Genomic DNA, 14,127 nt, shown 5'->3' with positions numbered 1-14,127 from the left:
TTTAAAAGTCAATTTCTTAAACAGCATGGATATCCTTCTTGGTATATACAAAATAACTTCCTGCTATGGCTAAAATAATAATAACTGCACCAACAATGACAAAGGATGATTCATAACTGGAATGTTTCATAATGTAGGAAGTGTCAAAATATTTAAATGGCGTAATAAAGCGTTTGGCATCTTCGCCTGATGTATCACTCAACATACCTAGAAAATAAAAGGCAAATACAGTGCTAAGTGATACTGACAACACAGATTTTATTTTTCGAACCAAGACCGAAATTATAATCCCTAGCGCCAGAAAAATCAGTTGAATAAAGAACATCGTCAGTGAAATCATGATGAATAATTGATAGCTAAAATCCATTGTCTTAACTAGGTTCGCCATCAACAGCCCGCCGGCTAAATAAATGATATTCGTAATAACGATGGAAACGGTCGCTGCTAAAAGCTTAGCTGTTAATACTGTTGAGCGGGTAACAGGCTTGGTTAACAGAAAATCTGCTGTCTTTTCCCGTGATTCTTTGCTGACTATCGCGGTGCCAAGATTCATCGCCTGAATCGCCCCGAATAGCGTAATAAATGAAAAAGGAAAGCAATAAAAGCCTAGAATGGTAAAGAAATTTTCAAGGTTAATTCCAAAAGCGTTTCGGATGCTCTCTGGATAGCCTGCTAATATCTTTGTGTACTCCTCTGTATCATTGGCAAAAGCAGGGTACAGGGACAAGAATAAAACTACCAACGCTACCAGTGATATAGACCAAATGATCGTAGACTTCCCATTTGCCCTCAATTCATGAATAAAGATATTCATCTTTTCCTAAGCCTCCTTCTCGTAGTAATGCAAAAAGATCTCCTCAAGGTCAGGCTCTTCTATCAAAATGTTAGTTACATCAATTCCGGCAATTTTTTTCAAAACAGGGTTAATGTTACCTTTAAATAGGAAGCTAATCACATTTCCTTTCTTCTCTAATTTGGCGACGCCATCCAGATTAAAGTATTCATTATTGATTGCTGAAGTGGTATCAATTCTGAATTTCTTATAATTGTTTTCTTGCAAAGTACTAATCTTTTCAACTGTAACGATTTTTCCTTCTTTAATGATGGCAACCCGGTTACACAAACGCTGAACTTCAGTTAAAATGTGTGAAGAAAAGAGAATCGTAGCTCCTTTTTTATTTTCCTCTTTAAGCAGGTCAAAGAATTTTTGCTGCATCAGTGGATCCAAGCCACTTGTAGGTTCATCTAGAATAATGAGCTTAGGTTCATGGAGTAATCCTTGGACAATTCCTACTTTCTTTTTATTTCCTAACGATAAATCATCAATTTTTTTCGTTAAATCAAGATCCATGATTTCAGCTAATTCTTTGATTCTCTTTGAGCAATCCTTTTTATAAAAACTAGCTGAATATTTTAATAGATCCATTACTTTCATATTGTCATAGTAAAATACTTCAGAAGGTAAATATCCAATCTGCTTCTTAATCTCAGGAGCATATTTTACACAATCCTTCCCGAAAATTTTTGCGCTTCCGCTGGTTGGATAAATCAATGATAGTAATGTTCGAATCGTTGTTGATTTTCCGGCACCATTCGGACCGATAAAGCCGAAGATCTCACCCTCCTCAACATTGAAACTAACATCTGTAATTCCTCGGGACTTTCCATACATTTTCGTTAGATGATTGATTTCGATTACATTCATGTTTGAACCCCCTTTTAGTTGTCGATTTATTTTAATAAGATAATAATATTCGCATGGAAATTCTTACCATGGAATGGTTTAATGCTTTAAATCATTTTTGCTTCATACACGAATCCTTTGAAAAGATTCGAGGTTTATTTATAAAAAGCATCTCGAAGCATCTCACAATAGATTTCCATTTCCTTCATCAAACCTTCAAAGTCAATTTCCTCGATATTTAATGCTGTTACTTTATCTAAGTATTGATAGGCGAATCCTTCCAAAGTCCAAAAAATAACATTAATTGTTTTTTCAATATCTAAGTCATCTTTAAATTTCGAATAATCAATATCTCCGAAAAGGTCATGGTAACCAATACTTAAAAATTGTTTATTCAGCTTATCAATATCTCCTTTTACTTCAGAGGCATCTTCCTTATATACGCTCTTGATAAAGTTAAACATATCCGGATATTTACTGTACAATTCAAACTTCAATTTTCCGATATCCCTGTAACGAACAAAAATATCCTTTTCCGTGCGATCCAGTTTAGAAACAATGTCCTGGATAAAAATCTCCATAAAATGCTCATACAAGAACAAATATAACGTCTTTTTATTCTTAAAATAATGGAACAACAAACCTTTGGAAATATCTGCCTCCTTAACAATTTCATTGGTTGATGCAAGCTGGTATCCCTTCAGTACGAATTCCTTCAAAGCGGCATTTAAGATGCGATCTTGTTTTTCTTGACTTAGGTTAAAGAATTTTGAGAACATTTCATTCACCTCCCGCAAAATTTCATTCTGATAATTAGCCCATGTCTTTATAGCCTTTGTTAAAGGGAGAATTGCTAAACCTAAAGGAATAGAAATGTAAATTCCACTCTATTGACTTATGTGGTCAATATCATTGTAGTTATATTGACCACATAAGTCAATATTTAATATATTGCCCGTTGCCAAAAATATTACATACCAATTTTTCAATAAAAATACATATTTGGAAATAATACTTCTAATATCCTAGTAAACTATGATATAGTAGATTTGAAAGTGTTTTCATTCTATTAAAAATAATCAAAAAATAGGGGTGCATTGAATGAAGAAATTTGGTTTGTTTAGCTTATTTTTAATTTTCACTATTATTCTTGCAGCGTGTGGAGGCAAGGAAACAACAGGGGAGAAAAAGAATAGTGAAAAGGTATATAAAGTGGGTGTAGATACAACCTATCCACCATTTGAATATAAAGAAGGAAATGAGTATAAAGGGATCGATATTGATTTAATCAATGCCATTGCAAAAAATCAGGGATTCGAAATTGAACTTAATCCAATGGATTTTGGTGGAATTATTCCTGCCATGCAAGCTAATCAGTTAGATGTTGCAATTGCAGGTATGAGTATTACAGATGAAAGAAAGAAAATAGTAGACTTTTCTACACCATATTTTGATGCTGGGTTAACTGTAGTTGTTAACAAAGATAATTCAAGTATTAAATCAGCTGATGATCTTAAAGGAAAAACAGTTGCAGTTAAAAAAGGAACAACCGGTGCTAAATACGCACAGGATAATGCAACGAAACTAGATATTAAAGTCGTTCAATTTAACGATAGTCCGGCAATGTTCCAGGAAGTTGCAAACGGAAATGCAGATGCATTAATTGAGGATTATCCAGTAATCTCTTATGCAATTGCTCAAAAAGATCTTGGCCTAAAAATCGTTGGTGACCGTCTAAATGGGGACCAATACGGAATAGCTGTATTAAAAGGCAAAAATCAAGATTTACTTAAGAAAATAAACAAAGGTCTTGAGGAGCTTAAAGAAGACGGAACCTATGATGAAATAATTAAAACCTACTTAGGTGAATAATGGAATAACATTATGGAAGCGCGCTGTAGGCGTGCTTTCTTTTTGAAAGGAGAACTAAGATTGGATACAATCAGTGCAGCATTACCTATGTTACTAAAAGGATTGCAAGTAACACTTTACATATTTGTCATCGCGATTATTCTTGGTTTTATCATTGGTTTAATTATGGCCTTGATGCGACTTGCCCCCATCAAGATCTTGAACTGGATTGCAAAGATTTACGTTGACGCCATACGAGGGACACCATTCATTGTGCAGTTGTTTTTTATCTATTTTGGTATCAATTCACTCCAGGTGATTTCCCTGAACAACACAACAGCAGGTATCATCACTGTTGCCATTAATGCAGGGGCATATTTCGCGGAAATTATCAGAGCAGGAATCCAATCCATTGACAAGGGACAAACAGAAGCAGCAAGATCAATTGGTTTTACAAGTGGACAAACAATGAGGTTCATTATCCTGCCACAGGCATTTAGAAGAATGCTACCGACTATAACCAATCAATCTATCATTAGCTTAAAAGATACTTCTTTATTATCGATCATCGGAATTGCTGATTTAACCCAACAGGGTCAAATCCAAGCAGCAGCAACCTTTGAGGCATTTAAAATCTGGCTGACGGTTGGGGTCATTTATTTTATCATTATCTATTTGTTATCAATACTGGCTAATTTCGTCGAAAGGAGGATTCAGCTTCGATGAGTATCATAACAGTTAAAAATCTAAGAAAATCTTTTGGAAATATTGAGGTTCTAAAGGATATTAGCGTAAATGTACAAGAAAAAGAAGTAGTTTGTGTTATTGGGCCATCTGGATCTGGAAAAAGCACCTTTCTTCGATGCCTAAATCGCCTGGAGGAAATTTCAGGTGGCGAAGTAGTGATAAACGACTATAGTATTACAGATCCAAAAATTAATATAAACAAGGTTAGACAAACAGTTGGAATGGTTTTCCAACAATTTAATCTGTTTCCTCATAAATCTGTTTTAGAAAATATAACACTAGGGCCTATTAAAATCCTATCTATGGAAAAGGGGGAGGCTGAAAAAATAGCCCATGAATTACTAGAAAAGGTCGGCCTTAAAGAAAAGGCAAACAGCTATCCGGGAGAGTTATCCGGCGGTCAACAACAGAGGGTGGCGATTGCAAGGGCGTTGGCAATGAATCCAAAAATTATGCTATTTGACGAGCCGACTTCAGCATTAGATCCAGAAATGGTCGGAGATGTTCTAGAGGTAATGAAGCAACTAGCTAAAGAGGGAATGACCATGGTAGTTGTTACACATGAAATGGGCTTTGCCCGTGAAGTGGGAGATCGAGTAATTTTCATGGATGGTGGTTATATTGTGGAGGAAAATGTACCGAATGAATTATTCGGCAACCCTCAGCATGAAAGAACAAAGGCCTTTTTAAGTAAGGTACTATAATTAGGAGCACGGGGTTCTCTGGAAGCATGGGGACGGTTCCGTGCTTCTTTTTTTGCTGAGGAGACAGATACCACCGCCATGCTTGCTTCACTTAGGAAGCAGAGAACCGTCCCCATGCTTTCCCTATGCTTTCAGAATTGTGAAGAATATGAGTATTTATCAGATAATTTAGTTTTTATGAATATTAGAGGAGTATAATGTTAATAGACAAGAATGAACCACTGCTGATAGAATCGAGAGAATATTTTACAACTGGCTTAACTAACACAATGACTGTGATAGTCTTTTTAAAAGAGGAGAGGGACAATGTCAATTGTTGAAGAAGCTGTTATACCTGTATTAATTGACCAGGCTGCCCAACCTGTTTTAGTGATTCGGAAGCGGACATCGATGGATATGCTCAAAAAAACAATTGGAGAAAGCTATTTGAAGATTATGAACTATTTAGAAGAATTAGGAGAGACCCCAATCGACGCACCTTATACAGCTTATTTTAATTTGGATATGAGCGATTTAGATGTAGAGATGGGGTTTCCTGTTTCAAGAAGCTTGCCGGAAAGAGGAGAAATTAAGGCAAGAATCATTCCCCAATGTAAGGCTGTTTCCGTAATGTATAAAGGAGCCTATTCGGAGATGGGCAGTGTATACGATCAAATGCTTAAATGGATTGAAGAAAATGGTTACGAAGCAACAGGTGTCTATTATGAGTACTATTATAATGCACCGAATGAAGTTCCAGAAAGTGAACTACTAACAAAAATCGTCATTCCAATAATCTGATGAATGAGTTGTTTTCTTGATTTTTACCATTCTATTATAAGACTGTCACAGACTTATCGAAGCATGGGGACGGTTCCGTGCTTCCTTCTTTAATGGGTTAACACCGACCAGCCATCATATTTGCCCCTGAATAAAAATCAACTGTTATCCAAAAAATAAGGTTAGCTAATAGTAGGGGGACGTAAAGTGAGAGCTGTTACTTACCAAGGAAAATATGAAGTTGCCGTAAAAAAAGTTGAAGCACCCAAGATTCAAGACCGTGAAGATGTGATTATCAGAGTGACATCAACGGCTATATGTGGTTCGGATTTGCATTTGTATCAAGGAAATTTCCCTTTACCTATAGGTTATGTCATCGGACATGAACCAATGGGAATTGTGGAAGAAGTGGGACCTGATGTAACAAAAGTGAAAAAAGGTGATCGAGTAGTTATTCCGTTTACAGTAGCATGTGGCAAATGCCATTATTGTAAGCACGATTTAGAAAGTCAATGTGATAACTCCAACCCACACTACGATTCAGGTGGGTACTTCGGATATTCTGAGAAGTTTGGGAATTATCCAGGTGGGCAGGCAGAGTATTTACGGGTCCCTTTTGGAAACTATACCCCTTTTGTTATTCCAGAGGATTGTGAATTAGAAGATGAGTCATTATTGTTTTTATCCGATGTACTACCTACCGCCTATTGGAGTGTTGAAAATGCTGGTGTGAAAAAGGGAGATACAGTCATTGTCTTAGGGTGTGGTCCAATAGGATTAATGGCCCAACAATTTGCTTGGGAGAAGGGGGCAGAACGTGTTATTGCTGTAGATTACATCTCTTATCGTCTCGAACATTCAAGAAAGATGAATAAGACAGAAGTATTTGACTTTACCAAGTATGATGATACAGGTGAAACCTTAAAGGAATTAACAAAGGGTGGGGCAGACGTTGTGATTGATTGCGTAGGAATGGACGGGAAAAAGTCTCCATTTGAGTGGGTTGAACAGAAATTAAAACTTCAAGGTGGAACGCTAAGTCCAATTCAAATCGCTACAAAGGCTGTTCGTAAGGGAGGAACATTACAAATTACTGGGGTATATGGTGGCTTGTATAATATGTTTCCATTGGGACCATTTTTTGTTCGAAATATTTCAATAAAAATGGGACAAGCGCCTGCTCGTCATTACATGCCACAATTGTACGATAAAATAAAAAATGGGAAGATTAATCCAACCCAAATCATAACTCATACTCTACCGTTAGAAGAGGCTTCACATGCATACCATATTTTCAACAATAAGGAGGATGATTGTATTAAGGTGGTACTAAAGCCATAGCAGGACAGAAGGCGGATTAATTCAAATACTTATGTGTTCAAAAATGTAAAGGTATTAAGGAGTTATTTACATGAATGAGTAAAATCTAGTATATAACTCCTGAAATAATGATAAACACCTATTTTGGTTAAAGTCCCCTTTTTTCGAGCAATCCTCATTTCTTAACTAGTTTATATATTTGAACGATGAGGAATAAGCCTATTTTAGTTCTTTCTTTTTACAATTTTCTCATTCCCATGTTTAAAGTTACCTGTAATCTTTGCTAACAATAATTGTACTTCTTTAATATTATCATGAACCTTATTAATGCTTGCTATAAGACGTTCGGCCTCTCTATTTTTAACAATTATGATTTGTTTCCCTTTATAATAAACCATTACCGTTCCTTTTTTTGTTATTTGATAGGCAAATGGTTCCTCACTTAATCGGTCTCGTCGATCTATTTCTGTCATGATATCATCACCTTAATATTATTGTTAAAATAATGTTTTACTATTGGAATACCTAATCCATCCTTGCATTTATTTGAAGGAATTTCCTATTTTCTTCTATAATTCGACATTTCGATTTACTACCCTTTTTCTATTTCAATTAATCTTATTTGTGAAAGAAAATCGCATACTTTTTCTTGAATTAATCCTCTATCATTGATAAAAATAATAAGAAGATATTGGAGTCTCTTTATAAATAATTAGAGCCCATTGACTAAATTAATGTTACAGTTAGAAAGAATATAATAAAAGTGAGTAGGAGAACAACATGATTGAAGTAAAAACATCTCCACTAAGTGAAGGAGAATTTAACAGAGGGGTATTTGCTACATGTGATATCAAAAAAGGAGAGCTTATCCATGAAGCTCCAGTTATTGCTTATCCAAATGACCAACATAAGTACATTGAGCAAACGTTACTTGCTGATTACGCTTTTGAGTATGGGATAAATCATTCTGCAATCCTTCTTGGTTATGGAATGTTGTTTAATCATTCTTATGAACCGAATGCCATTTATGAGATTAATTTTAAAAACCACACATTTGATTTCTATGCTTACAAGGATATAAAAGCAGGAGATGAGGTTTTAATCAATTATAATGGTGATGCTGATGACAAAGATCCACTCTGGTTTAATCAGGAATAAAAATCGAATGTATACCAGTTCTTTATAAAGAGAAACTGAGTTTTATTACTACTTTCGCTCATTCTTAAACCGAAGCTAAGAAAAGCCATCGCGAAAGAGAGAAATATGGAGATGTAAGAAAATGAATAAACGATGGACAATTGATAAGATTAAAGAATTTGTTGAGAGCAATTAGGAAAGTAAGTTGCTAACGACGGAATTTCATGGCTTTTCCCAAAAGTTACTATTTAAATGTTCATGTGGAAACAATTTTGAAAAAACATTGACAAAATTTAAAAATAACCATCAACGTAAATGTGATGTTTGCCAACCGCCAAAACCTTCACGTTGATCGTATAGTAAGTAGTTGAAGTATAAAAATGGTGAGACACCATACATACAGCAATAAGGGGCGATGCTTCATTATGAGGGATTGCTATTCTTTGAAATGAATATTAGTATAACTATCTATACTGAATAAAATGACTAGGAGCTATTCTTCTATAAGGAGAATGGCCTTTTCGTTTTAAAGTAATGGGTGCTTTATCAATGATAAAAGATTGAAAGAATATACCTTTTATCAATTAAATATATGTGGTGAAAATCCCACTCATTTTGCACATTGTAGTTCACTGTATAAACATCATAATTATATTGCATGTTCACTAATTATGTTTGGTGTTTATGGTAAACTAAAAATATGATAAAGGAGTTGAAGGGGGAATAATATGGATAGTATCAAAAAGAATAAGCCGATAAAACTGAAAATGATTATGCGAGGGATAATGGTAATTCTTGGGGGTTTTATTGCTGCATATGGACTAGAAACAGTATTAATCCCAAACAACGTATCAGATGGGGGTGTGACAGGTCTAAGTATCGTAGGATCACAGTTATTTGGATTGCCATTAGGAGTTCTCATTGCGTTACTTAATATTCCATTTATTTGGTTAGGTTATCAACAAATTGGAAAAAGCTTTGCCATCTTCTCGGTTATCGGGATAGTATCATTAGCTATTGGGACTAGCTTAATGCACCATACCCCAGCTATTATTGAAGGCGATACGTTGTTGGTTACAGTTGTTGGTGGTATCATCCTCGGTTTTGGGATGGGGTTAGCATTAAGAAACGGGGGTGCATTAGATGGGATTGATATGCTCGCCGTACTACTTGCTCGCAAATTACCTTTTGGTACAAGTGATTTCATTCTTTTCTTAAATATATTTGTATTTATTGTCGTTTCAACCGTATTCGGTCTTCAAGGAGCGATTCTATCGGCAATTGCTTACTTTATTGCTTCAAAAGTCATACATATCGTTGAAGAAGGTCTTAGTGGCTCTAAAACCTTTCAAATCATTACAACTCAACCTGAATTGATGGTTGAGACTATACGTGACCGCTTAGGTAGAAGCGCTACATACAAAGATGCTTATGGTGGTTTTTCCCATGAAAAGTTCAAAGAAATTACTTGTGTCATCAATCGCTTAGAGGAAACAAAATTAAAAGAAATCATAAATGACATTGACCCAAAATGTTTTGTTACAGTGTATGATGTAGCAGAAGTTAAGGGTGGGAATTTTAGAAAGAATAATATTCATTAGAGAAGCAGGGGGGTTCCCGGCTTCTTTTTTAATTTGGCTGTATAAAGTGAACAATTAAACTTCCTATCCCAGAAGCATTTTATTACCAATGGGGCATATGCTGATATTATAGTTGCGTATGCTGAGACTGATTACTTTTATGGTCCCAGGTACCTTAAGGGGACAGTCACAATCTTATCGGGGGATGGGAAAATGGATAAAAGGAAGCCAACTGACCGCATTGTAAGAGCACCTAAAGGGACGGAATTAACTTGTAAAGGGTGGGTACAAGAAGCAGCAATGCGAATGCTCATGAATAACCTTGATCCTGAGGTTGCAGAGAGACCTGAAGATCTCATAGTCTATGGTGGAATTGGAAAAGCTGCACGCAGTTGGGAATGCTTTGACGCCATTATAGATACCCTAAAGAAACTAGAAAATGATGAAACATTATTGGTTCAATCAGGAAAGCCTGTAGGGGTTTTTCGTACTCATGAAATGGCACCAAGGATATTAATTGCTAATTCAAATTTAGTACCTGCTTGGTCAAACTGGAATCATTTCTACGAACTCGAAGAAAAAGGACTTATAATGTATGGTCAAATGACAGCTGGTAGCTGGATTTATATAGGGGCTCAAGGGATTTTACAAGGAACATATTTGAGCTTTGTGGAGGCAGCTAAAAAAGCATTTGGAAAGCCTGACTTGACCGGGAAATTTATACTTACTGGTGGTATGGGCGGAATGAGTGGGGCCCAGCCACTTGCGGGGAAAATGGCAAAAGGTGTGATTCTTGTAGTCGAGGTAGACAAGAAAAGGATTGAAAGAAAAATTAACGAAGCCTATTGCGACTACATAACAGAGGATTTGGATGAAGCATTAATTATGGTAAAGGAACTGACTGAAAAGGGAGAACCAGCATCCATTGGACTAGTTGGAAATTGTGCTGATGTTTACCCTGAATTGCTGAAGCGAGGCATTATTCCTGATATAGTAACCGATCAAACCAGTGCTCATGACCCAATTAACGGTTATGTACCCAATGGTATGACCTACGATGAAGCTTTGGCGCTTCGAAAAAGTGACCCTAATACCTATGAGCGTAAAGCAATGGAATCAATGGCTGTACATGTTCAAGCGATGCTGGACTTTCAAAAGGCTGGAGCTGAAACCTTTGATTACGGCAATAATATTCGAGCATATGCAAAAAAAATGGGTGTAGAGAACGCCTTTGATTTTCCTGGCTTCGTTCCAGCGTACCTTCGTCCGCTTTTCTGTGAGGGAAAAGGACCATTCCGTTGGGTAGCATTATCTGGAGACCCAGAGGATATTTATAAGACAGACCACGTGGCGATGGAAATGTTTAAAGAGGATGAATCGCTTGTCAATTGGATGGAAATGGCTCAAAAAATGGTTAAGTGGCAGGGCCTTCCAGCGCGTATTTGTTGGCTCGGCTACGGGGAGCGTCATAGATTTGCGTTAAAAATAAATGAAATGGTAGCAAGCGGAGAATTAAGGGCACCAATCGTGTTTGGCCGTGACCATTTAGATGGCGGCTCGGTTGCTTCTCCTAATCGTGAGACAGAGGCAATGAAGGATGGAAGCGATGCGGTTGCTGATTGGCCAATATTAAATGCATTGATTAATACGAGTGGTGGGGCAAGCTGGGTAAGTGTCCATCATGGTGGTGGAGTAGGTATGGGCTATTCGCTGCATGCAGGCCAAGTTTTGGTTGCTGACGGAACGAAAGAAGCAGCCCAGCGGATTGAAAGAGTACTTGTTTCTGATCCTGGAATGGGTGTCATTCGTCATGCTGATGCAGGTTATGAGAAAGCAATTAAGGTTGCAAAGGATAAAGGAGTAAATATTCCAATGTTAGAATAATTGATTGCATGCAAGAGGGGCAAAACCTTATTTTTAGGAGTACTCTTGCAAGCTTTAAGACAAAATGAGTGAAATCTTGAATGAATAAGAGATTTCGAGGAATAGAATCCAATTCAAAAAGAGTTTCATAGGTAGCGAACTTACTAGAACAAGGGTGATATTTATGAGGAAAAAACCTATTCTACTTCGTCATGCAGCTCAGTTAATCACACTAAAAGGGACGTCTGATCAACCAGTAACAGGAAAAAAAATGAACGATTTACATATTATCGAAGACGGTGCTGTATGGATCGAAGATGGGATTATTCAGATGGTAGATACCGATGATAATGTAATGAAATTCTTCTGTAATCGTCTTCAAGAAGCTCATGTGCTTGATGCAACAGGAAAGGTGGTTACGCCTGGGCTGGTAGATGCCCATACTCATTTAGTGTTTGCTGGAACCAGGGAAAATGAGTTTGACATGCGTCTACAAGGAAAAACTTATATGGAAATTATGAATGCAGGTGGAGGAATTCATAATACAACTCGGGCTACGCGGGCAGCAACGGAGGATGAATTGTATGAATTAGCGTATAAACGCCTCAATCGCTTTTTACAATACGGTGTTACAACACTTGAGGCCAAAAGTGGCTATGGTTTAACGTTGGAACATGAAATGAAGCAGTTGCGTGTAGTAAAGCGATTGAATGAAGATCATCCAATTGATATCGTATCCACCTTTATGGGGGCGCATGCTGTACCTGCTGAATATAAAGACGATCCGGATGTTTTTGTTGATATAATTGTTAACCAAATGATTCCGGAAGTAGCCAAAAGTGGACTTGCACGGTTTAATGATGTTTTTTGTGAACATGGTGTGTTTACACCAGAGCAGTCTGAGAGAATTTTACGTGCAGGACTGGAGTATGGATTGCTACCAAAAATTCATGCAGATGAAATAGAGCCCTATCAAGGGGCAGAATTAGCAGCAAGGCTTGGTGCTGTATCAGCAGATCATCTTTTGCGTGCATCAGATGAAGGGATAAAGCAGTTGGCTGACAAAGGTGTGGTTGCTGTCTTACTCCCAGGAACAGCATTTTTCTTAAAAACGAAGGCTGCGAATGGTCGAAAAATGATAGACCAAGGGGTGGCAGTAGCCCTATCCACAGATCGAAATCCTGGATCATCTCCTAGTGAATCATTGCCTTTTATAATGAATTTGGGCTGCCTCACGATGGGAATGACCCCAGCCGAGGTTCTAGTAGCAACTACGATTAACGCAGCTCATGCAATTAAGCAAGCACATCGCGTTGGTAGTTTAGAAAAGGGGAAGGCTGCAGATTTAGTCATGTTTGATGCACCAAACTATTCTTATATGCAGTACAACTATGCCATCAATCTTGTCGATACCGTGATAAAGGCAGGAAATATATTAGTTGAGAAGGGGAATTTATTAATATGAGATATCCTTATCCTCAGCTTAAACCACCTCCTTTTCGCTGGTCCCTTTCGTATGGCAATGAACCAAAGGTAAGTGAATGGATTCAAACACTGTCCGGGAAGGAGCAAATGGTAGATTTCAGTTCTGTCGACGTAACCATACTTGGGGTTCCTCTTTCTCGTTCATCAATTAGTGCTTCTGCGGCAAGTGAAAATCCTGAGTCTATGCGGCAATTATGGAAGTCATTTAATCCCTATCATTTGGAGTTTGACACAGACTTAACCAATTTGAATGTCCTTGACCTTGGTGATGTACGCCAGAATGTAACGGATATAATCCTATCTCATCAATGGATTATGGATGCTATGGTTTCTATGCGTAAGTATCATTCACATGCATTACCTATTATGTTAGGAGGAGACCATTCGATTACAGCGATGTTGATAAAAGGATGGAAATTCGCTCATCCGGAACAACGGATAGGAATCCTGCAGTTGGATACGCATTTTGACTTAAGAAGTCTGAAGGATAATGGCCCAAGCAATGGTACACCCATCCGAAACCTGATTGAAAGTGGAACCATTCTTGGAGAAGATGTATATAATGTAGGTTTGCATGGGTTTTATAATTCGAAATCATTAAAGGAATATGCAGATCAAGTAGGTGTGAATTATGTAACCTTGCGTCAAGTAAGAGAGAAAGGAATCTCTTCTACGATTCAAACTGCCCTCAAGAATTTGTCAGATAAAGTGGATGTCATATACCTAACGGTGGATATGGATGTGCTTGATATCGCCTACGCTCCTGGAGTTCCAGCAGCAACACCTGGCGGCATGAGAACAGATGAATTGTTTGAGGCGGTATATTTAGCAGGAAGCCATCCTCAAGTCCAAGCCATGGATATTGTTTGCCTGGACCCATATCGTGATATAGCACAGCTCACCGTAAAAGCTGGTGTCCATGTTATGTTAACCTTTTTAACAGGATTCATTCAACGTAGTAAGGAAGCAAGGTGACGGTTCCGTGCTACATTTTGAG

General features: G+C 37.3%; 14 protein-coding genes and 1 pseudogene. 11 read left to right on the top strand and 4 right to left on the bottom strand.

Annotated features, from left to right (window positions below):
• Positions 1-16 precede the first annotated feature (16 nt).
• The 3 genes from BQ6100_RS09090 to BQ6100_RS09080 all read right to left on the bottom strand — a co-directional run bounded on the left by BQ6100_RS09090 (position 17) and on the right by BQ6100_RS09080 (position 2,463).
• Entirely contained in the window at positions 17-814 is a 798-nt protein-coding gene (locus tag BQ6100_RS09090; protein WP_075981361.1) for an ABC transporter permease subunit, read from the bottom strand.
• Positions 815-820: 6 nt separating this feature from the next.
• Positions 821-1,705, bottom strand: a complete 885-nt coding sequence (locus BQ6100_RS09085) for an ABC transporter ATP-binding protein (RefSeq protein WP_075981360.1) — start codon at positions 1,703-1,705, stop codon at positions 821-823.
• A gap of 134 nt (positions 1,706-1,839) precedes the next feature.
• Positions 1,840-2,463: a TetR/AcrR family transcriptional regulator gene (locus tag BQ6100_RS09080; protein ID WP_075981359.1), complete on the bottom strand. Its 624-nt coding sequence runs from the start codon at positions 2,461-2,463 to the stop codon at positions 1,840-1,842.
• A gap of 322 nt (positions 2,464-2,785) precedes the next feature.
• Between BQ6100_RS09080 and BQ6100_RS09075 the strand changes: the two genes are divergently transcribed.
• From BQ6100_RS09075 to BQ6100_RS09055, 5 genes are all read left to right on the top strand, one after another.
• On the top strand, positions 2,786-3,556 hold the full coding sequence (locus BQ6100_RS09075) for a transporter substrate-binding domain-containing protein (RefSeq protein ID WP_075981358.1): 771 nt from the start codon (positions 2,786-2,788) through the stop codon (positions 3,554-3,556).
• Positions 3,557-3,616: 60 nt separating this feature from the next.
• Complete coding sequence (locus tag BQ6100_RS09070) at positions 3,617-4,261, top strand: amino acid ABC transporter permease (protein ID WP_075981357.1); 645 nt, start codon at positions 3,617-3,619, stop codon at positions 4,259-4,261.
• Positions 4,258-4,986, top strand: a complete 729-nt coding sequence (locus tag BQ6100_RS09065; RefSeq protein WP_075981356.1) for an amino acid ABC transporter ATP-binding protein — start codon at positions 4,258-4,260, stop codon at positions 4,984-4,986. The genes BQ6100_RS09070 and BQ6100_RS09065 overlap by 4 nt, the downstream gene beginning before the upstream one ends.
• Before the next feature lie 306 nt (positions 4,987-5,292).
• A complete protein-coding gene (locus BQ6100_RS09060) occupies positions 5,293-5,766 on the top strand; it encodes a GyrI-like domain-containing protein (protein ID WP_075981355.1) in 474 nt (157 codons plus the stop codon).
• A gap of 186 nt (positions 5,767-5,952) precedes the next feature.
• Positions 5,953-7,086: a zinc-dependent alcohol dehydrogenase gene (locus tag BQ6100_RS09055; protein ID WP_075981354.1), complete on the top strand. Its 1,134-nt coding sequence runs from the start codon at positions 5,953-5,955 to the stop codon at positions 7,084-7,086.
• Between the two features lie 203 nt (positions 7,087-7,289).
• Here BQ6100_RS09055 and BQ6100_RS09050 read toward each other — a convergent pair whose 3' ends face one another.
• A complete protein-coding gene (locus BQ6100_RS09050) occupies positions 7,290-7,538 on the bottom strand; it encodes a hypothetical protein (RefSeq protein ID WP_075981353.1) in 249 nt (82 codons plus the stop codon).
• 307 nt (positions 7,539-7,845) lie between these two features.
• On the opposite strand from BQ6100_RS09050, the gene BQ6100_RS09045 reads away from it, so the two are divergent.
• The 6 genes and pseudogenes from BQ6100_RS09045 to BQ6100_RS09020 all read left to right on the top strand — a co-directional run bounded on the left by BQ6100_RS09045 (position 7,846) and on the right by BQ6100_RS09020 (position 14,105).
• Positions 7,846-8,223 carry an SET domain-containing protein gene (locus BQ6100_RS09045; protein WP_075981352.1) on the top strand — a complete coding sequence of 126 codons (378 nt, stop codon included), beginning with the start codon at positions 7,846-7,848 and terminating at the stop codon, positions 8,221-8,223.
• 121 nt (positions 8,224-8,344) lie between these two features.
• Positions 8,345-8,554: pseudogene (locus tag BQ6100_RS21695) on the top strand (hypothetical protein).
• A gap of 376 nt (positions 8,555-8,930) precedes the next feature.
• Positions 8,931-9,803, top strand: a complete 873-nt coding sequence (locus tag BQ6100_RS09035) for a YitT family protein (protein WP_075981351.1) — start codon at positions 8,931-8,933, stop codon at positions 9,801-9,803.
• A 192-nt stretch (positions 9,804-9,995) separates the two neighbouring features.
• Positions 9,996-11,666 carry a urocanate hydratase gene (gene hutU / locus BQ6100_RS09030; RefSeq protein WP_075981350.1) on the top strand — a complete coding sequence of 557 codons (1,671 nt, stop codon included), beginning with the start codon at positions 9,996-9,998 and terminating at the stop codon, positions 11,664-11,666.
• Between the two features lie 163 nt (positions 11,667-11,829).
• Complete coding sequence (gene hutI / locus BQ6100_RS09025; protein WP_075981349.1) at positions 11,830-13,110, top strand: imidazolonepropionase; 1,281 nt, start codon at positions 11,830-11,832, stop codon at positions 13,108-13,110.
• Complete coding sequence (locus tag BQ6100_RS09020) at positions 13,107-14,105, top strand: agmatinase family protein (protein ID WP_075981348.1); 999 nt, start codon at positions 13,107-13,109, stop codon at positions 14,103-14,105. The genes hutI and BQ6100_RS09020 overlap by 4 nt, the downstream gene beginning before the upstream one ends.
• Positions 14,106-14,127: the final 22 nt, after the last annotated feature.

It is taken from the genome of Bacillus massilinigeriensis (assembly GCF_900117315.1).
GTDB classification, from domain to species: domain Bacteria; phylum Bacillota; class Bacilli; order Bacillales; family Cytobacillaceae; genus Bacillus_BE; species Bacillus_BE massilionigeriensis.
The sequence above is the reverse complement of the archived record's forward strand: the minus strand, read 5'-3'. Positions and strand labels throughout refer to the sequence as shown.

Coding starts and splice junctions, on each gene's coding strand:
- hutU (WP_075981350.1), top strand. CDS start 9,996: ATGGATAAAAGGAAGCCAACTGACCGCATTGTAAGAGCACCTAAAGGG.
- BQ6100_RS09020 (WP_075981348.1), top strand. CDS start 13,107: ATGAGATATCCTTATCCTCAGCTTAAACCACCTCCTTTTCGCTGGTCC.
- BQ6100_RS09065 (WP_075981356.1), top strand. CDS start 4,258: ATGAGTATCATAACAGTTAAAAATCTAAGAAAATCTTTTGGAAATATT.
- BQ6100_RS09075 (WP_075981358.1), top strand. CDS start 2,786: ATGAAGAAATTTGGTTTGTTTAGCTTATTTTTAATTTTCACTATTATT.
- BQ6100_RS09080 (WP_075981359.1), bottom strand. CDS start 2,463: ATGTTCTCAAAATTCTTTAACCTAAGTCAAGAAAAACAAGATCGCATC.
- BQ6100_RS09045 (WP_075981352.1), top strand. CDS start 7,846: ATGATTGAAGTAAAAACATCTCCACTAAGTGAAGGAGAATTTAACAGA.
- hutI (WP_075981349.1), top strand. CDS start 11,830: ATGAGGAAAAAACCTATTCTACTTCGTCATGCAGCTCAGTTAATCACA.
- BQ6100_RS09035 (WP_075981351.1), top strand. CDS start 8,931: ATGGATAGTATCAAAAAGAATAAGCCGATAAAACTGAAAATGATTATG.
- BQ6100_RS09060 (WP_075981355.1), top strand. CDS start 5,293: ATGTCAATTGTTGAAGAAGCTGTTATACCTGTATTAATTGACCAGGCT.
- BQ6100_RS09085 (WP_075981360.1), bottom strand. CDS start 1,705: ATGAATGTAATCGAAATCAATCATCTAACGAAAATGTATGGAAAGTCC.
- BQ6100_RS09050 (WP_075981353.1), bottom strand. CDS start 7,538: ATGACAGAAATAGATCGACGAGACCGATTAAGTGAGGAACCATTTGCC.
- BQ6100_RS09090 (WP_075981361.1), bottom strand. CDS start 814: ATGAATATCTTTATTCATGAATTGAGGGCAAATGGGAAGTCTACGATC.